Origin of the sequence: Clostridium sp. (assembly GCF_051654825.1) — a bacterium.
In the GTDB taxonomy this organism is placed as follows: Bacteria; Bacillota; Clostridia; order Clostridiales; family Clostridiaceae; genus Clostridium.
Genome location: NZ_JBOFYU010000085.1, coordinates 1 through 19,626, shown reverse-complemented (window position 1 = coordinate 19,626; position 19,626 = coordinate 1). Strand labels below are relative to the sequence as shown.

Below are 19,626 nucleotides of genomic sequence, written 5' to 3'. Positions count from 1 at the left end.
TTTAGCTTTTCCTTTAATGAAGGAATGGGAAAAAAGATATTTTTATCATTTATTTATAGTGTTGTAGCCTTTATTATAGCTGGAATAATATCTAAGATAACCTTATTTAAGGTTAAGGGAGAAAAAAATAAAATATTACACTTTGCTAATATATTTTCTAATTGTGGCTTTATAGGATTTCCAATAATAAATAGTATATATGGGGCAGAGGGGGTAATATATACTTCAATTTTTAATATGGTATTTTCTATAGTTTTATGGACATATGGAGTTATGTTGTTTTCAGATTCATTTTCTAAAAAAGATATAAAACAGGTATTACTTAACCCTGGGGTTGTAGCTGTATATATAGGAGTTCCTATGATTTTATTTAATATTCAATTACCAAAGGCTATTTTTGATGCAACTAAAATAGTAGGAGATATGACAGCACCTTTATCAATGCTAATAGTAGGAAATATATTATCAAAGGTTAAGATAAAAGATATTTTTAATTCTTGGACTATATATTATGGTGCTTTTATAAAAATGATACTAATACCACTTGGAATGTACTTATTTTCTATATTAATTAAAGATACATCTACAGCTATAAATACTATTATTCTTTTAGAGGCTATGCCGGCTGCTGCTATGACATCTATATTTGCAGCAGATTTCAATAAAGATAAGGAATATGCTGCAATTATAATTTTTATAACAACATTAATATCTATAATAACAATACCGGTAATTTCTATGTTGCTTAATTAAATATATATTAATTATTTAGGTGATATTAAGCGGAAAATAAAGATAATTAAGTTATATTTTAAGACAATTATTTCATATTTTAAGGAACTGTTAATATTTTAGGTCATATATTGTAGTATAGGAAGAAAAATAAGATACAAAGGAGTAAAAGTATATGCTTAGTTTTAAGAATATTACTTCAACTAATGGATTTGATTTTAAAGATTTAAATAATGCAAGGCAAAATAACTATGCATGGGCAATGGGAGAATTAGGTGATTATATTTATGTTGGAACTGGAAGAAATGTTCCATTATCAATAATACAAGGTATTGCACCAGGAGTAAATCCACCATCACTTTTAGAGCCATTACCACAAGATAATAATCCGGAGATTTGGAGATATAAAAAAGATGGTAGCTTACCTTGGAAAAGAGTGTTTAAAGCACCAGATAGCTTAGGGATTAGCGGATTTAGATTTATGATTTCTTATAATCCTAATGGTGGAGCAGATGCACTATATGTGGCTTCTTATGGATCAGATGTAGTTGTTTACAAAACAACTAATGGTATAGATTGGTTTTTAATGCCAACAAAAGGTTTATCAGGAACTTCATCTAGAGCAATGGTTGTAATTAAAGATAGATTATATATGGCAACAGTTAATGAAGCAACCTTAGATCAAACACCATATTTATTTAAAAGTAAAGATCCAGAGTTTTATCCTTGGGAAAATGTAATAGATACAACTAATCCTTTATATGACCCAAATAAAAATCCTAAGGGAGCTATTAGTAATATGGCTATATTTAACAATAAGTTATATGTAGCTACAAGTGCTAGTGATGGTTGTCAAGTATGGAGAAGCAATGGAGAGATTCCCAAATTAAATGAGTGGACATTAATAGTTGATAAAGGATTTGGAGACTCTGCAAATAAATATACACTTAGTATAGGAACATTTAAAAATCATTTATATGTAAGTGCAACAAAGAGTTTACCTTTAGCTTGGGCAATACCAATGGGCTGCGATATTATTAGAATTGATAAAAGAGATATGTGGCAACTAGTTGTAGGTGGACCAGCATTAATTCCTTCACAACCAACTAATGGTGTAAGAGGAAGAAGTATTTCAGGATATGCACAAGGCTTTAGTAATCCATTTAATGTTTATGCATGGCAAATTAAAGAATATAATGGTAAGTTATTAATTACTACCTTTGATGATTCCAGCAATATGGAAGTTATTCTTCAATTATTATTAGGAAATAAGGCTTATATAGAAAGTAAAATTGGAGTGCTAGAAACTAAAATTATTATAGCTGCTTATGAAGGGGTTATTAGAATTTTAGAGAAGATAAAATATCCATATGGATTTGATTTATATGAATCAGAAGATGGAGTTCACTTTAGACCAGTATTTAAAAATGGTTTAAATAATCCATTTAACTATGGAGGAAGAATATTATTTACAGATAGTATGAATAAGCTTTATTTAGGTACAGCCAATCCGTTTGAGGGTTGTGAAGTTTGGAGAGTAAGAGAGGAATGTGGTTGCAACAATTATTATGACATTTCTGCATATGATAAGATGTTCAATGATGTAAGAAAAGAACTAGAAGGACATTATGAAGTATTAGGCAAAAATATGGATAAAATTATCCCATTATTACAAGGATAGTTTCACTATAAGTCAATGTAATAACTAATATATTATATTAAAGGAGATTGAATAATTTCAATCTCCTTTTTACATTAATTAGACTCTCAATATTTAATATTAGTCATAGTATATAATAGCTAAAATTTTAATAAATAAAGGATGTGATAAGAAAATGGAATCTAAAGATTTATTTTCAATAGATAAAGAAGAAGCAAAAAAGTATCTAAATAGTAATAAGGTTTTAGCACAAAAATATTTTGATGCAATGCTTAATGATTTTACTAATAAAAATTATGAAGAAGCAGCAAAAAATGCAAGGAATTATGCTTATGAAGCATCAGAAAGACATTTAGGAATTTATGCTTCTAGACAAATAGAAAACATTCTTCAAGTATGCGCTAAAAACTTACCTGATATTGAAGTTTATGATAGGATATTTACTCCATCTTCTAAAAGGAAGGTACTACATGTTATTAGTGAAGGCTATTATACTGGTGGGCATACAAAAATAATAGAAAAGTGGATTAAAAATGACCCTGATTCTGTACATTCTTTAGTAATAAATTGGCCTATAGGTTCAACACCTAATTGGCTTTTAGATAAGGTTGAGTATGTAACACTAGAAAATTTTTCAAGACTTGAGACAGAAAAAGCAATGGCTCTTAGGAAAATAGCATATCAGTGGGCAGATGTAGTAATTTTACATGTTCATATGTTTGATCCAATACCTGTAATGGCATTTGGAATAGATGGTGGGCCACCAGTAGTTTATATGAATCATGGAGACCATGTTTTTTGGCTAGGTTCTAGTATTGCTGACTTGGTTTTAGATATGAGACCAAGTGGACAAGCGATTACATTAAAAAGAAGGGGAGCAAAAAAATCATATATTTTTCCTATTCCATTAGAAAAAAAGAATGATTTTAATCGTGATGAAGTAAGAAAGAAATACGGTTTAGATAAGGATACTACCGTTATTTTAACAATGTCTAATGGATATAAGTATAGGAGCTTTAATGATAATAAGTTTGAATATATGTTAAAGGAAATAGTTGAGAAACTTAAAAATGTAGTAGTTTATGTTGTAGGTCCAAGGAAGATAGGAATATGGGAGGAGGTAAGTAATTTAACAGGTGGTAAAATAAGAGTAATGGGAGTTCAGCCTTATCCCCATGAGTTTTACCAAATTGCAGATATTTATATGAATTCCTTTATGATAGGAGGTATGACCTCAGTTTTAGATGCTGCGCTTTATGGAATACCTATAATAAAATATAATTCAATAAACTTCCCAACCATAAGGGATTTTGGTGAATATTTAGATAAGTGTAATTATGATTCTTTAGAAGAAATAATAGAAGAAATAAGAAAGTATTCAATTATAAAAGATTATAATTTAGAAAAAACAAAGAGTATTAAGGAAGAGGTTTCTAAAAGGCATATAGAAAATACTAATAAGTATATTAATGAAATATATAATAAAGTAAGTATTCATAAGGTAAATAAGGCAATAAATATAGATAATACTATTGAAGATGAAGATTTATTTTGGGCAATTATAAGAAGAATATAACTTAGAAATAAAAGCATTAATTACAAAATTATTAATGCTTTTTATTTACTTTTATTAACATTATTATCAAGAAATAATGACAAATAATTAAAAAAAGGTTATAATTGTTTAACAAGGAATAAATTTACATGGAAAAAAGACCGTGAAAAATTAAATTTTTGTTTAAAATTGAAAAAGGTTTGGGTAAGAAAAAAGGGAAGCAATTTGTAGAGGGTATTATAATGAATATTAAAGTGGACTCAATTATATTCACAATAGAATATAAAACTGATATAAATATTGATGTGGATGAAATAAAAAATATTAGAAGAGAAATACGCGAAGAACTTAAAAATAATAATGAATTAACAAATGAGGAAAAATTAAAACTTCACCATATAATGAGCGTTGCTTATTATAGAGAAAATAATCCAAAAGAGGCTATAAAAAGTGCCTTAAAAACGGCTGAGTATGCAAAGCTTATAAAAAATAATTATTTTCTTGGGAGAGCATATATTTGGGTTGCGATAAATAATTTGATTTTAAGGGATAATGTGAGGTTTAAAAGATTTTATAATATGGCTGAACATATACTAATTAGTATGGATAAGTATGAAGATGTAGCATTATTTAATTCAAGAGTTGCTGTAATGATTTTTAGAAATAATTATCCTAAGGAAGCTCTTAGATTATGTGTGGAGAAGACATTAGACTATTTATATCATTTTGAAACAGCATTATCAGCTCAGATATATATGTCTATAGCGTCTATTTATTCTATTGGGTTAAATGACTTTGAATTAGCTATAGATATTTATGGAAAAGCTTTAGAACTTGCTAGAAAATATAATATTGAAGATATAGAAGGATTAACTCTGTATTATATAGGGGTAGGATACTTTGAATTAAGTATGAATTTAAAAGCTATAAATACTTTTAGAGGAATATTAAATGAAGAAAGATTTAAAAAAAATTATCCTTTAATGGCAATTGTTGCATTAGATTTAATATCAGTTCATCTTGATAATAATATTGAATTAGACAAGGTGGAAGATATTATAGATAGTTGTGAAGAATATGTAAATGAGTTAGATTATATAAAAAAAGAGCAGTATGGAACACAACTTAATTTATTAAGGGTGAAACATATTATTCTAACTGATGAAGGAAGATCAAGTGATGCATTAGTATTATTAAAAAATGCAGAAAAAATTTATAAAAAATATGGATTTGGATATATATTTAGTCATTCAGATTACTATATAGCTCAGCTTTATGGAACAGTTTATTTTAAGCTTAAAAACTACAAAGAAGCTATAAAATATTATGAATATGCCTTAGAGACTACTGAAAAATATGAGGCTAGATATGCTATAGAAGCATGTAGAGAATTGTCTCTTATTTATGAAGCTATGGAGAATTATAAATCTGCTTTTTATTATATGAATAAGGCAAACAATACTTTAGCAGAAATAGAGCATACAGATTTAATAAAGAAATATATCGTAACTCAGAATAATTATGAAAAGTTAAGAGATCAAGAAAAAGAAAGAAATGATTTTTTTGCAACATTATCTCATGAGCTTAAAACACCAATTAACATAATATATTCTTCAATTCAGCTTATGAACTTGTTTAAGGATAAAAGTGATAAGGATTTTAAGGAGTATTATTTAAAGCATGAAAAAAGTGTAAAGCAAAATTGCTTAAGAATGCTTAAGCTTGTTCATAATATTATAGATATGACGAAATTAGATTCAGGAGCACTAAAACCTAATTTTGTTAATCATGATATAATTTCACTTGTAGAAGAAATAACAATGTCAGTTTTATCAAGCGTTGAAATCAAAGGAATAAATATTATATTTGATACTGATATTGAGGAGAAACTTATTAAATGTGATCCTTATATGATAGAAAGAATAATGTTGAATTTACTGTCCAATGCTATAAAATTTAGTCAAGATAATAGTGAGATATTTGTAATTATTTCAAAAGAAAATGATTTTATATCTATAAAGGTAAAGGATACAGGTATAGGAATACCAGAGGGGATGCAAAAGAAGATTTTTGAAAAGTTTGAGCAAATAGACAAGTCTTTAAATAGAAAAACAGAGGGAAGTGGAATAGGACTATCATTAGTCAGCTCACTAGTTGATATACATGATGGATTTATTGAACTTGATTCTATAGAAGGTAAAGGAAGTGAATTTAAAATATTACTTCCAGACAAGTTAATAAGTAATATATTAGATGATTTAGATATAGAGAAGTACGATGTATGTCAAGAAAGAATATTTACAGAACTATCAGATATATATGGTTTAGTATAAGTAAATAATCGTACAAATTGAAATAATATTACTCTTTATTTATTAAGTAAAAACTCTAAGAGATAAGAATTCTCTTAGAGTTTTTTTTATACAAGTTTTATAAGATGGAGCTTATATTTAATAATATTGAATATAAAGTTAAAAACAAATTAATAATAAAAGTATTAGTTTACATTAAGGGGAGAGTGCTTATGAGCGAAAGATTTATTATTCCAATTAAGCTAGGAAGTTATGAGGAAATATTTAATGAAATTGATTATAGAGAAATAGAAAAAAGAAGTGTAAGTGATTCTGTTGATTCGTTTATTAAGAATACATATGTAGAAATACCAAAGGATGATTTTAATGTAATATTAAAAATATATCTTCCATTAGAAATTAAAAGTGAGGCTTTAGAAATAAAAACAATAAAAGGAATACATAATTACTATAAATCCTTTGATAGTTATGAAGAAATAGTTATGGGAATAGGGATAAAAAGAATAATTTATTATTTTGCTTTAGCAATAATCTTATTAAGTCTTTATTATTGTGTGACCAAGTATATAGAAATATCATTGATAGGAGAATTTTTAAGTGCTGGAGGAACCGTGGTATTATGGCAAGCCATGACATTGTTATTGATAGAAAGAAAAAACTTTAAGGTAAAGGGTTTATTAAATGAAAAATTAAGCAATATAGAAATTTTCTTTGCGTATAAATAAAAGATATAGGAACTAGTAATAATATATTAGTTATCCTATATCTATAATAGTTTATTTAATTTTAAAGGGTAAATTAATTCCAATTAGTTTGTGAACTAAAAATAAAGCATTTAAACAAATCAAGCATATTAGAGTTACTAAGAGATAACATTTCAGGATGCCATTGTACTCCTACAACAAATTTTTTATTTTTCATTTCTATTCCTTCAATAACTCCATCAGGAGCAAGAGCAGAAATCATAAATTCTGTAGATATTTTTTTTACACATTGATGATGAGCACTATTTACAAAGCATCTATTTCCTAAAGTATTAGACAATATACTTTGGGGAATTAGCTTTATAGAATGACTAGTTTGTGTAAGGTGTGAGTTTTGCTTATGCTGTATATAATTAGAGTTAGCATAGGATATATCTTGGTATAAAGAGCCACCAGTAGATATATTAAGAACTTGCATCCCTCTACATATTGCAAATATAGGCTTATTTAATTCAAGGGCTTTATTTATTAATTTTATTTGAAATGAATCAACTATTTCTACAGATGATTCTAAAAGTGGTTTTGGAGATTCTTTGTAAAATATTGGATTAACATCATCTCCACCTGGAACTAAAAGACCATCGCATAGACCTAATTGAGAATCTATAGTTTCAGAATCATTTATTACTGGCAAATAAATTGGAATTCCGCCTGCTTTAAAAATACACTGTGAATAGGTATTATTATTAAAGTCATAAGGTGCACCAACTAAAATTGGTTTGCTTTCATAAAATAATCCTCCTGCTATACCGATAATAGGTTTTCTCAAAGTAACACCTCCCTATTTAGAGTATATAATAATTTATGCAATAGGCTTATAAAGGGTACGTATAGACATTGTCATAAAAGCAAATTTTAGACAAAAAATTTATTTGTGAATTTTAGATGAAAATAAAATAATATATATACTATATTGCTGAAAATTAGTTATAATGTATATGTAAAGATTTACTTACTTAAATTTACTTTGTAATATTTTGTAATAATAGTATAGGATAGGAGTGTTATGATGATAAGATGGGGAATTATTGGGCTAGGAAATATCGCAGTACGATTTGCAAAAAGTTTAGAAAAAAGTCATGATGGATACTTATATGGGGTAGCATCTAGGGTATTAGAAAAATCAAAGAGTTTTTCAGAAGAATACAACTGTAAAAAGTTTTATGATAGTTATGATGAATTATTAAATGATGAAAATATAGATGTAGTCTACATAGCATTACCACATGGGTTACATAAAGAATGGTCTATAAAAGCTTTAAATAAAAAAAAGGCAGTATTATGTGAAAAGCCTGTTACGTTAAATAAAGATGAAATGATAGAAGTAAAAAAAGTAGCTATTGAAAATAAGACATTTTTTATGGAAGCAATGAAAACAAGATTCCTACCTGCAATAGAAGAACTTAAGGCTAGTTTAAATAATAATATTATTGGAGAAATTAAAAGTATTGAAGCTAATTTCTGTGATAAAGCAGATGTAAAGGAAACAAGCTACTTATTTGATAAAACTATGGGAGGAGCTATATTAGATGTAGGGATTTATCCATTATCATTTGTCATGGATATCCATCCTATAGAAATTAAAGAAGTTAAAACTAAAAAAACATTAAATGAAGAGGGAATTGATACAGCCTTTGTTTCTAATATTATTTTTAAAGATGGTGTACAAGCTACAATAGAAGGTTCATTTACTTATACAAAGGAAAGAAAGGCTATTATTAAAGGTACATTAGGCCAAATAGAAGTGCCAATGTGTAATAGACCTAACAACTTTATTATAAAAGTAAATGGAAATGAAACCAATATAGAAAAGCCTTATAAAGAAGATGATTTCTATTCACAAATACAAGAAGTAAATAGATGCTTAAAGGAAGAACTTTTAGAAAGTCCTAAAATGACATTAGATGAATCTATAAGAGTAATGAACATTTTAGATACAATAAGAAAATAATATAAATGAAACACCTAATGAGAAATTAATCTTATTAGGTGTTTTTAATTTTATTTTAAACTTGAAATAATTTACTAAATACATAGAAAATTAATTTTTAAGTTTGTAGCCTACTTTATAAATAGTCTTTAAATAGTCCTTTAATTGTAGTTTTTCTCGAATTTGCTTTACATGCATGTCGATAGTTCTAGTTTCACCATAAAATTCATAGCCCCAAATTTTGTTTAAAAGGTTTTCACGACTAAGAACAGTATTTTTGTTTTCAATAAATTCCATAAATAAACTATATTCTTTAGCGGTTAATTGAACTTCTATATTGTTATTCTTAACTAATCTTTGAAGAGGATAAATTTCAAGGTGATAATAAGTAATAATATTTTCTTGAGATTTATTATTAAATGAGTTTTTTCTAAGGGCTACATCAATACGAGCTAAAAGCTCTAGTGGTTCAAAGGGTTTGGTAATATAGTCATCAGCCCCAAGTCTTAAACCAAGTATCTTATCTTGGAGAGAAGATTTAGCAGTTAAAAATATTACAGGCATTTGTTTATCTAGAATTTTAGGTAATAATTCAATTCCATTTATTTTAGGAATCATTATATCTAACAGGATTAAATCAAAATAATTATCTTGTATTAAAGTTAGTGCGTCTTCACCATTATCAGTACCTGTAGAAGTATGATTGTCCATTTGAAGTGTTAATGAAATTAAATCTCTTATAGATTTTTCATCTTCTACAATAAGTATATTAGCCATAATTCCTCCTAAGTTAATTTCATTCAATTACTTATTATATCCTAATAATACAATATAATGCATTAAATTAATAAAATTTACAACTCTTTTACAAAAAAGAACAAAATACGCTTAGATTTTTAGATACAATAATAAGTAAGAGAATATGTTTAGTATTTTAAAGTTAAAGGAATGAAATAAAATGACTAATAAAGAATATGTAAAAAGAAAGATACAAAGAAGACGTATAAGAAAAAGAAAGATACTTATGGCAAGGCTTATATTATTAGTAGTATGTGTAAGTTCTGTATTAATTATAAAAAATAAAATATTCCCAAAGGATGATCTGGAAATAGTAGCAAAGGAAAATCCTAGTGGGGAAGGGAGTAATAGCACTAGTAGTGGAAGTAAAAAAGAAGACAATATTGTAGAAAAAGAAGCTCAGATAATACCAAGAGGAGATGAAATACTGCCAGATTTTAATATAACATATGAAGGAAATGAAAATGCTGTAGATGCAAACATAGTAGCTAATATGTTAAATGGAACATATGAAGGGGAAGAAAAAAACGTGTTTTTAACATTTGATGATGGTCCAAGCCCTCTTACTAAGGAAGTATTAGATATATTAGAGGAAAAAGATGTACAAGCTACTTTTTTTGTTTTAGGAACTAGAATAGAAGAAGCACCCGAATCAAAAAATACATTAAGAAGAATATTAAAAGAAGGTAATGCTATAGCTAATCATTCTTATAGCCATTCAATGCAAAAGCTTTATCCAGGAAACTCTGTAGATGTAAATTACTTTATGGAGGAATTTTATAAAACAAATAGCTTAATAAGAGAGGCTGTTGGTGAAGAATTTAATACAAGAATTTTAAGAATGCCAGGAGGCTACAATAGTAGAGTATTTTATAATGATCCTAATTTACCTAAGTTTGATAGTAGGTTATCAGAAGATGGTGTTGTAAGTTTGGATTGGAATGCATTAAATGGTGATGCTGAAGGTATTATGTATAGCGTAGAAGAAATGATAGAATATATAGAAACAAGTTCAGAAGGATTAAATAATGTTGTAGTTTTAATGCATGATACATATGGAAAAGAGAAAACAGTAGAAGCTCTTCCTTATGTTATAGATTTTTATAAAGAAAGAGGATATGAGTTTAAGATTATTAAATAAAAGACTACCGAGGCTAAAAGCTTCGGTAGTCTTTTATAATTTGTTATTTATATTAAGACAATAAAAGGATAAAAACTCTCCTGTACTACTATCTAAGGTGAGAAGTATAGTGCTATTATTATACTTATTTTCATAATATGAAATAAATAAATTATCAGATTTTAAAAGATTTTGTGTATGTTGAAAATCATTAATATTACTTATAGGAATTTTATAAATATAATCTGAAGATAATTTAGTTAATTCATCCTCATTTAATAATGAGTCATTATAAGATTCTTTAGCTGGTAAAGCTGAAATAGAAATAACATCACCAGAATTACTGTCATAAGTAATAGAATAAAAGTTATCTTCTTTCTTATTATGAATAAAATCTAAATAAATTATTTTTTCTCCATTATAAGAATAATCATTTATTGATATAGAATAATCTGAAAAATCTATATTCCCATAAAATAATTGAAGTATTTCCTTTGATTTTATAGTTAAATTATTTTCAGACATACTTTCATCAGAAATAATATGGGCATAATCAGCTAATGATGTATTACTTTTATAAACTACATTATTTTTAATAGGTTGAAGAGTTACTATAAAAAGTAAAATAATTATAACTGTATAAATAGTATATAAGGTTTTTATATGTTTCATATTATGTCTCCTTATTAAAATATAAGGTTATGGTTGTTCCTATATTTAATTGGCTAGTAATATCACATTTAATATTATGAAGTTTTAATATTTCTTTACAAATAGATAGCCCAAATCCAAATCCATTAATAGATTTATGCCTAGAGTTATCGTCCATATAAAATGGTTCCCATATTTTATTTAAATTTTCCTTAGAAATGCCTTTTCCAGTATCAGCAATAGTAATACAATTCTCATTAATAGTAATATTAATTGATTTATTAATACAATCTTTATTAATAGCTTTTATAGAATTATCAATAAAGTTAGATAAAAGAATAGATATAAGGTCGTAATCCCCCAATATAATAAGGTTCTTTCCTGTTATATTAAAGGAAATATTATTTTCTTTTAGTTTAAGAGAAAATCTTTCATGTAAATCATTAAGAATGTTCTTTAAGTCTACAGATTGGATTTCTATAGAAGCATTATCTAAAGTAATAAGCTTAACTAGAGTTTTACTTAAATCTAATAGCCTTTTTCCATCCTTATTTATAGTTTTTAATGAATTTTGTAAAAGAGTTATGTCCTTAACATCTTTATCTAACATTAAGCTTGAAAAGCCTATTATAGAAGTAAGGGGAGTTCTTATTTCATGGGTTAGATTATTTATAAATCTCTCCTTTTCTTTATTTTGTCTTTTAAGTAAATTAATTTTATTATTAATTTCTCCGCTCATTAAATTAAATTGATGAGAAATTTTTGATATTTCATCAATATCACCAGTATAAACAATAGTTTCATTATAATTACCATCAATTACTTTATTTATATTTTTAATTAATGTATTTAATGGGTTTGTTATTTCAGATGAAATTAAATAAATAAATACTATTAATAGAAGAGTAACAATAGTATTTATGCTACAAACAGCTAAAAAGCTATTATTTTTACTAATATAAATAGGACTTAAATCTAATTTATAAGTAAAATATAAGTTAGAACCATTTAAAGAAATAATATTATTGATAACCAAATATGTAGTTTTATTTTCTTCATGAAGTATATAATTATGTTTACCATCAATAACATCATAAATTTCTAAAGGTAAAGATAAAGTTTTATTATCTGATGAATAAATAACTTCCATATCTTTATTTCTAAATTCTAAAGATAAATTTTTAGTTTCCTTGTTATTTAAATAGATCTCAGATTTTATTTTTATTATTTCATTATTTGTTAAAAGTAGATTCTTTAAATTTTCTCCTGTTTTAATATTAGAATAAATAACATAATATTCGCTTATACCAGAATCAAAAGATTTTCTTAAATCTTTATTAAAGGATGCTTGTATTAAGAAATAAGAAAAAAGAATAAGTGTTATAAAAATTAAAAGACCTACGTGATAAAGAAGTTTATTTTTTAGCTTCATAATTATCCTCTTTAGTTATTATTTATTTTAAATATGTAAAGTATAAATTAATTATAATACATATTAAAAGACTAGAGACTTTATTTTATGCATTTTACAATAATATTACAAGGATTTAATAGTTATTTACACAGATTTTATTAAGGTAATGGGTACTTAAGTGTTCAAGGTTGAATAAAATATTCTATTAAGAATATTATAAATAATAATGATAATAATTTTTATAAGAAGGTGAATATTATATGAGCAAAATTTCAATAATAGGAGCAGGAGCAATAGGAGCAACAACTGCATTTGCTTTAATGCAAAAAGGGATAGCTAGGGAAATAGTAATTAATGATATAAATCAAGAAAAGGCATTAGGAGAGGTAATGGATTTAATGCATGGTAGTTCATTATGTAGTCCTTGTAATATAACCTTAGGTGCTTTAGAAGACACAGCTAACTCAGATATTATAATTATAACTGCAGGTGTAGGACAAAAGCCAGGAGAAACAAGGCTAGATTTAGTCGATAAAAATTATAAAATATTTAAAAGCTTTATACCTAAAATAGCTAAACTTAGTCCTGAATCAGTATTATTGGTAGTTTCTAATCCAGTAGATATACTATCTTATATGACATATAAGTTATCAGGATTTCCTAAGAATAGAGTAATAGGGTCAGGAACTGTTTTAGATACAGCAAGGTTAAGAAGTTTAATTGGGAAGTATTTTTCAATTGATGGAAGAAGCATTGATGGTTTTGTATTAGGAGAACATGGTGATAGTGAATTTGTGCCTTGGTCATCATTAAGAATAGGAAATATAGATATAAAGAGCTTTTCAGAGCAGTATTCTATAGAATGGGATAAGGATACAGAAACAGTTATTTCAGATGATGTTAAAAATTCTGCATATGAAGTAATAAAGAGAAAGGGTGCAACTTCTTTTGCTGTTGCAGTAGCTTTAACACGTATAGTAAAAGCTATACTAGGTGATGAAAAAACAATTTTAAGTGTTTCTAGTTTGTTAGAAGATTATTTAGGGGTAAAGGATACTTATTTAAGCGTTCCAACAGTGGTAGGAAGAAATGGAGTAGAAAAAATACTTAATGTTGACTTATCAGAAGAAGAACATGAAAAATTTTTATTATCTGCTAAATTAATGAAAGAGTATATAGATAGAATAAATGAAAATTAAATATTGTTAACATAGGTTAACTTCTAATTTAATATTTTTCAAATAGAGAATAAGATAAAGGTTTGCATAAGCAAACCTTTATTTTATTATTTTAATTTTTAGGATTTAAAATAGAATATTAGGAAAAGGTTACCCTTTATAAAAACATATTTATTCAATATTGAATTAATAAATAAATAAATAATTAATGTAAAAAATATTTTCAGTGGTATTTAAATAAAGAATATAAAAAAACTTTTTAAAAAATATGTAAAAAAATATAAAATATGTTAAAATGAAAGGGAGATAAGTAACATAATATGTTATTTAATCAAAAAAAAGGAGGAAGAAGTATGAAGGAGAATAATAAAAGTAAAAAGATAGTTAGAAAAGGAATGTTAGCTACAACATTTGCAGTTGCAATAGCTATGACAACATGCTTAAGCCCTTTAGCTCAAGTAAACTTTAATTCATTAGAAAATGTAGATAATTCAAAGGTGGATATTTATCCTGTTCCTCAAGTAGTAGAGTATTTATCAGAAGATGGGATAAGCTTTACTAGCATAGTAAACGTTGTAATGCATGGGGATCATGAAGAAGCAACATTACCAAAGCTAGAAAAAATATTAAAGGAAAATAACATAAAATATATTATATCAAATGAAGTTGTAGAAGATAAAACTAATATTGTAGTTTCATCAGACAAGGAGCATTGTGAAGAATGTACAACTGAAGGAGATAATAAAGAAGCATTAGTTAACAAGGAAGGTTATGTTCTTAAAATAAGTGATAATGAAAATGAAAATGGAATAATTTCTATTCTTGGAGCAGATGAAGATGGAGCATATTATGGTGTTTTAACTTTAGGACAAGTTCTAGAGCAAAAAAATATCAATAATAAGGTTGCTGAAGTGGTAGTAGAAGATTATCCAGAAATAGCTTTAAGAGGATTTATAGAAGGTTTCTATGGATATCCATGGAGCCATGAAGATAGAATGAGCTTAATGGCAGATACAAGTGAGTATAAGATGAATACTTATATTTATGCTCCAAAGGATGATCCATATCATAGAAGCAATTGGAAGGAACTTTACCCTGAAGATAAGGCTAAGGAAATAGCTGAACTTGCTAAAGTAGGTACAGAAAATAACTTTAATTTCTGTTGGACAATCCATCCAGGTGCTACACTTCAATTTACAGATGAAGACTATAATGCTATATTAAATAAATTTGAACAATTATATAGTTTAGGAGTTCGTCAGTTTGGTGTATTATTTGATGATACAGATGACTGGACAAATGGTGGAAAGCAAGCAGAATGGATTAATAGAATAAATAATGACTTTGTAAAGGCAAAAGGGGATGTAGCTCCAATGGTAGTTGTATCAGCAAGATATAACTCAGCTTGGGGACCAAATATAAATAGATACTTTAAGCCATTTATGGAAACTTTAGATAAGGATGTTGAAGTAATGTGGACTGGGCATGCTACTATGTCTAATGTTTCAAGAGATGTATTTGAATGGCCAAAAACAGCTACAGGAGTAGATAAAGATGTTGCTGTTTGGTGGAATTATCCTGTAAATGACTATTGTGATAATAGAGTATTAATGGCTCCTATGCATAATTTAAGTACAGATTTAGATAATGTAACAGGATTCTTCTCAAATCCTATGAACCAAGCAGAAGCTTCAAAGGTTGCATTATACAGCATAGCAGATTATACATGGAATACTGATTCCTTTGAATATATGCAAAGCTGGGAAACATCAATAGAAAAATTAGTACCAGAAGTATCAGAAGAATTTAAGAGATTTGCATCAAATACTTGTTATTTAAAAGATGATGGTGGAGCTAGTGGTCCATTTGAATTTGATGAATCATGGTATTTAGCAGAAAAAATAGATGCATTAAATGCAGCTTTAGATAATGATGAATCTGCTATTGAAATTGCTAAGGATTTAATGAATGAATTTAAATTAATTATACAAGATAGAGAAACTATAATTAATAATTTAGATAATGAGAAATTATTAAAAGAAATAGAACCATTCCTAGGGGCATATAAGGCTTTAGGAGAAGCTGGTATTGCTGCAATGAATGTAGTAATATCATCAGAGGAAGGAAATGAAAAAGAAGCTACTAAACAACATAAGCTTGTAAGTGAGAAATTAGAATTAATGTCAACATTCGTAGTTACTAGCTTAGAAGGAGAAGGTACAAGTGAATTGCCAGCAGCAGTTGGATCAAAAAGACTTAAGCCTTTAGTTAGCAAAATAGTAAATATGTATGATAAAGCTGTTATACCACAAAGACAAATGACTGCAACAGCAACTAGTGAACATTTAGGAGTAGTAAATGAAGGGGAAGCTAGATACGCTATAGATGGAAATGAAAATTCTATTTGGCATACTAAGTGGAATGAACCAGTTTTACCACAAAGTATAACATTAAATCTTGGAGATAAGTATGTAATAGATAAATACACATATTTACCAAGACAAAAAGATAATAATGGTATTATAACTAACTATGAATTACAAGTAAGTACTGATGGAGTAAACTTTGTAAAAGTGGCAGAAGGTACATGGGATTCAAATTCAAGCCTAAAAGTTTTAAACTTTGAACCTGTAGAAGCTACAGATGTAAGATTAGTAGCAAAGGCTGGAGTAGGAAACTTTGCATCAGCTGCAGAATTGAATGTATATAGACATATGGAAGAAGTAGAAGAGGAAGTAGTAGTTTCTAAAGTTAATGATTTAAGAAAAGAAGAAGTAACAAATTCTTCAGTTAGCTTAGTTTGGAACGAACCTTCATCTACAGTAGGTTTGGTTGAATATGTAGTATATAAAGATGGTAAGGAATATGCTAAAGTACCAGCAGGAACAACTACATTAGAAATAAACTCATTAAAAGCAAATACTATTTATGGATTTAAGGTAACAGCTAAATTCTCAAATGGAGAAGAATCTAAACCACAATCTATAAATGTTAGAACACAAAAATAATTAAAGTTTATAAATTAGAAGATGTTGATTTTATTCAATATCTTCTTTTTTTTATAAGAAATTATAATAAATTTAAATTTACTTATAGCATTAAGGGGAGTTTTTTATTTAATTTAGAAAAGCACATTAGACAATGGGGAGTATTAATGATAGCTAGAATGCTTAAAAATGAAATAATATATGATAATAGTTTTAAATAAAATAATTTGAACATAAGATAAAAAGAAGGTTTATATAAATGTTAGCAATGGGGAGGACTAAAGGGGATTATGGAAAAATTAGGGGAGAAAAAGCTTTTAGGAAATATAATTATAGCTTTAGGAGTAGTTGTACTCTTATATTTTATTGCATCATTATATTTTATAAATCGCTTTAATATTGGGACAACTATTAATGGAGTAAATGTATCTGGAAAGAAAATTGAAGAAGCAAGACTTTTAATAAATGATAATTTAAACAATTATGAATTGGAGCTAAAAGAACGTGGTGGAGAAATAGAAAAAATAAATGGAAACGAAATATCATTAAAAATAAATGAAAATTATAACCTTCAAAATATAAAGGACAATAATAAGTCATTACTTTGGGGACTAGGAATATTTAAGAAACAATCTTATGAAGAAAAGGAATTAGTCTTATATGATGATAAGTTATTAAAGGAAAAGCTAGCTAAACTTAAATGTTTTGACACAAGTAATATTATTGAACCTAAAAATGCAAGTTTTCAATTTAGTGATACTAATTATATTGTAATAGATGAGGTATATGGAAATAAGATAAATTTAGAAATACTCCATAATAAGATTATAGATGCTGTTTCTACAGGAAAAGTATTAATAGATTTAGAAGAAATTAATTGTTATGAAAATCCTAAATTTACAAGGGAATCACCAGAGGTATTACACACTTTAAACATATTAAATAAATATGTAAAGGCTAATATTACATATGAATTTGGATCTAAAAAAGAAGTTCTTGATAGTGAGCAAATAAAGGAATGGCTTTCAGTAAATGATAATTTAGAAGTAGTAATTAGTGAAAAGGATGTAAAGGAATATTTGATAGAGCTTGCAGTTCAATATAATACTGTTGGAAAAACTAGAGAATTTAAATCAGCTTCTGGAAAAATGGTAGATGTAAATGGGGGATATTATGGATGGAAGATAAATACTAAGGAAGAGCTAAAGGATTTAATAGAAAATATAAAAAATGGACAGGAAATAGTAAAGGAACCTAAATATATACAAAAGGCAGTATCTAGAGAAGATGATGATATTGGAGATACTTATGTAGAAATTAATATAACTAATCAATATTTATGGTTTCATAAAGATGGGAAGGTTATAGCCCAAGGAGATATAGTATCAGGAAATATTAATAGAGGAAGAGGAACTGCTTTAGGAACGTATATGCTTACGTATAAGCAAAAGGGGGCAGTTTTAGAAGGAGATAATTATAGAGCAGAAGTTAAGTATTGGATGCCCTTTAATGGAAATATAGGCTTACATGATGCAAGCTGGAGATATAGCTTTGGTGGAGATACTTATAAGTCAGATGGAAGTCATGGTTGTATTAATATGCCAGAATACCTAGCTAAAAAAGTTTTTGAAAATATTGAAGAAGGAACTCCTATAGTTTGTTATACAACTGAATAATATAAATAACAAATAAAGAAAGAAAGCATATACTATATTAAATTAAACTTTATTACAAAGGAGAATATAATATGAGACCTAATGAAGAAGAAAGATACCATAAACCAAAATGTAAAATTTGTGGAGAAAATAACAATTCGTATAGCAAACCTAGTCCAAATGTTAATTGTGAAGCTGTTATAGAAGAATACCACAAGGTAATGAAAGAAGTAGACGAAATGTTTAAACAATCCGATGAATTGATTTATAAGGAAGCTTTTGAATATCTATGGAATGCGCTTAAAGCTTTAGAAAGTTCTATGGAGATTGTAGGAAAGGCATTAGAAGAACAGAACAATGCAAATAATCTTATAGATAAAAGTGGATGCTATTCAAAGTGCAATAAAAATTCTAGAAGATGCAGAGAACTAAAAAAAGAATCAGAAAAGATATATGAATTAGAAGTTAAAAAAATAATGTCTGCAATGAGACTAATAGAAAAAGCTATTTTTGAAATAAAAGATGCTGAAGTATATAGTAAAAAATCATATATGATTGATGATGAATATAAAAAATGTGTTCATGAATCTAAGCATGAAAAGCCATGTCATAAGGAAAAAGAAAACTTATATAAAAAAGGATATTATCAAAAACGATAATAGTTATTTCATAAATATAAATTAATATTTATGAAAATAAGGCCCTAGATAATTTATTTATTATCTAGGGCCTTTATTGTTGTGTGCCCAGCATGGGCACGTACTTGTCGGTGAAAGTCCGATATGGGGGTTGATAGTGCTAACCATTAGCTTAAGACAAGGGTGTCCATTGTGAGGTGGAATCTGAAGGAAGTCGGCGGCAAATCCTTGG

At 27.0% G+C, this 19,626-nt stretch carries 15 protein-coding genes; 11 read left to right on the top strand and 4 right to left on the bottom strand.

From position 1 onward, the window contains the following. The 5 genes from ACRDBA_RS05065 to ACRDBA_RS05045 all read left to right on the top strand — a co-directional run. On the top strand, nt 1-753 hold a 753-nt coding region (locus tag ACRDBA_RS05065), incomplete at its 5' end, for an AEC family transporter (RefSeq protein WP_438571836.1). Nucleotides 754-907: 154 nt separating this feature from the next. Next, nucleotides 908-2,413, top strand: a complete 1,506-nt coding sequence (locus ACRDBA_RS05060; protein ID WP_438571835.1) for a hypothetical protein — start codon at nt 908-910, stop codon at nt 2,411-2,413. Nucleotides 2,414-2,567: 154 nt separating this feature from the next. Beyond that, the gene (locus tag ACRDBA_RS05055) at nt 2,568-3,968 is read left to right on the top strand and encodes a hypothetical protein (RefSeq protein ID WP_438571834.1); all 1,401 of its coding nucleotides are present in this window, start codon (nt 2,568-2,570) and stop codon (nt 3,966-3,968) included. Between the two features lie 221 nt (nt 3,969-4,189). Next, nucleotides 4,190-6,280 (top strand): ATP-binding protein, encoded by a 2,091-nt coding sequence (locus tag ACRDBA_RS05050; protein ID WP_438571833.1) that lies wholly within the window; start codon nt 4,190-4,192, stop codon nt 6,278-6,280. Between the two features lie 191 nt (nt 6,281-6,471). Next, nucleotides 6,472-6,984, top strand: coding sequence for a hypothetical protein (locus tag ACRDBA_RS05045; protein WP_438571832.1), 513 nt, complete (start codon nt 6,472-6,474; stop codon nt 6,982-6,984). A gap of 73 nt (nt 6,985-7,057) precedes the next feature. Here the strand turns inward: ACRDBA_RS05045 and ACRDBA_RS05040 are convergent, their stop codons facing one another. Next, nucleotides 7,058-7,792 (bottom strand): gamma-glutamyl-gamma-aminobutyrate hydrolase family protein, encoded by a 735-nt coding sequence (locus ACRDBA_RS05040; protein ID WP_438571831.1) that lies wholly within the window; start codon nt 7,790-7,792, stop codon nt 7,058-7,060. 237 nt (nt 7,793-8,029) lie between these two features. On the opposite strand from ACRDBA_RS05040, the gene ACRDBA_RS05035 reads away from it, so the two are divergent. After that, on the top strand, nt 8,030-8,974 hold the full coding sequence (locus tag ACRDBA_RS05035; protein WP_438571830.1) for a Gfo/Idh/MocA family protein: 945 nt from the start codon (nt 8,030-8,032) through the stop codon (nt 8,972-8,974). Between the two features lie 90 nt (nt 8,975-9,064). Here the strand turns inward: ACRDBA_RS05035 and ACRDBA_RS05030 are convergent, their stop codons facing one another. Further along, nucleotides 9,065-9,730, bottom strand: coding sequence for a response regulator transcription factor (locus ACRDBA_RS05030; RefSeq protein WP_438571829.1), 666 nt, complete (start codon nt 9,728-9,730; stop codon nt 9,065-9,067). Between the two features lie 181 nt (nt 9,731-9,911). On the opposite strand from ACRDBA_RS05030, the gene ACRDBA_RS05025 reads away from it, so the two are divergent. Then, nucleotides 9,912-10,892: a polysaccharide deacetylase family protein gene (locus ACRDBA_RS05025; protein ID WP_438571828.1), complete on the top strand. Its 981-nt coding sequence runs from the start codon at nt 9,912-9,914 to the stop codon at nt 10,890-10,892. Between the two features lie 33 nt (nt 10,893-10,925). Here the strand turns inward: ACRDBA_RS05025 and ACRDBA_RS05020 are convergent, their stop codons facing one another. Both ACRDBA_RS05020 and ACRDBA_RS05015 read right to left on the bottom strand, forming a co-directional pair. After that, nucleotides 10,926-11,543 (bottom strand): hypothetical protein, encoded by a 618-nt coding sequence (locus ACRDBA_RS05020; RefSeq protein ID WP_438571827.1) that lies wholly within the window; start codon nt 11,541-11,543, stop codon nt 10,926-10,928. Between the two features lies 1 nt (nt 11,544). After that, the gene (locus ACRDBA_RS05015; protein ID WP_438571826.1) at nt 11,545-12,954 is read right to left on the bottom strand and encodes a sensor histidine kinase; all 1,410 of its coding nucleotides are present in this window, start codon (nt 12,952-12,954) and stop codon (nt 11,545-11,547) included. 242 nt (nt 12,955-13,196) lie between these two features. On the opposite strand from ACRDBA_RS05015, the gene ACRDBA_RS05010 reads away from it, so the two are divergent. The 4 genes from ACRDBA_RS05010 (at nt 13,197) to ACRDBA_RS04995 (ending at nt 19,415) form a co-directional block, all read left to right on the top strand. After that, on the top strand, nt 13,197-14,135 hold the full coding sequence (locus ACRDBA_RS05010) for an L-lactate dehydrogenase (protein WP_438571825.1): 939 nt from the start codon (nt 13,197-13,199) through the stop codon (nt 14,133-14,135). A gap of 332 nt (nt 14,136-14,467) precedes the next feature. Further along, nucleotides 14,468-17,122, top strand: coding sequence for a beta-N-acetylglucosaminidase domain-containing protein (locus ACRDBA_RS05005; RefSeq protein WP_438571824.1), 2,655 nt, complete (start codon nt 14,468-14,470; stop codon nt 17,120-17,122). Nucleotides 17,123-17,391: 269 nt separating this feature from the next. Next, nucleotides 17,392-18,777: a peptidoglycan binding domain-containing protein gene (locus ACRDBA_RS05000; protein WP_438571823.1), complete on the top strand. Its 1,386-nt coding sequence runs from the start codon at nt 17,392-17,394 to the stop codon at nt 18,775-18,777. Between the two features lie 71 nt (nt 18,778-18,848). Continuing rightward, on the top strand, nt 18,849-19,415 hold the full coding sequence (locus ACRDBA_RS04995) for a hypothetical protein (protein WP_438571822.1): 567 nt from the start codon (nt 18,849-18,851) through the stop codon (nt 19,413-19,415). The last annotated feature ends 211 nt before the right edge of the window (nt 19,416-19,626 follow it).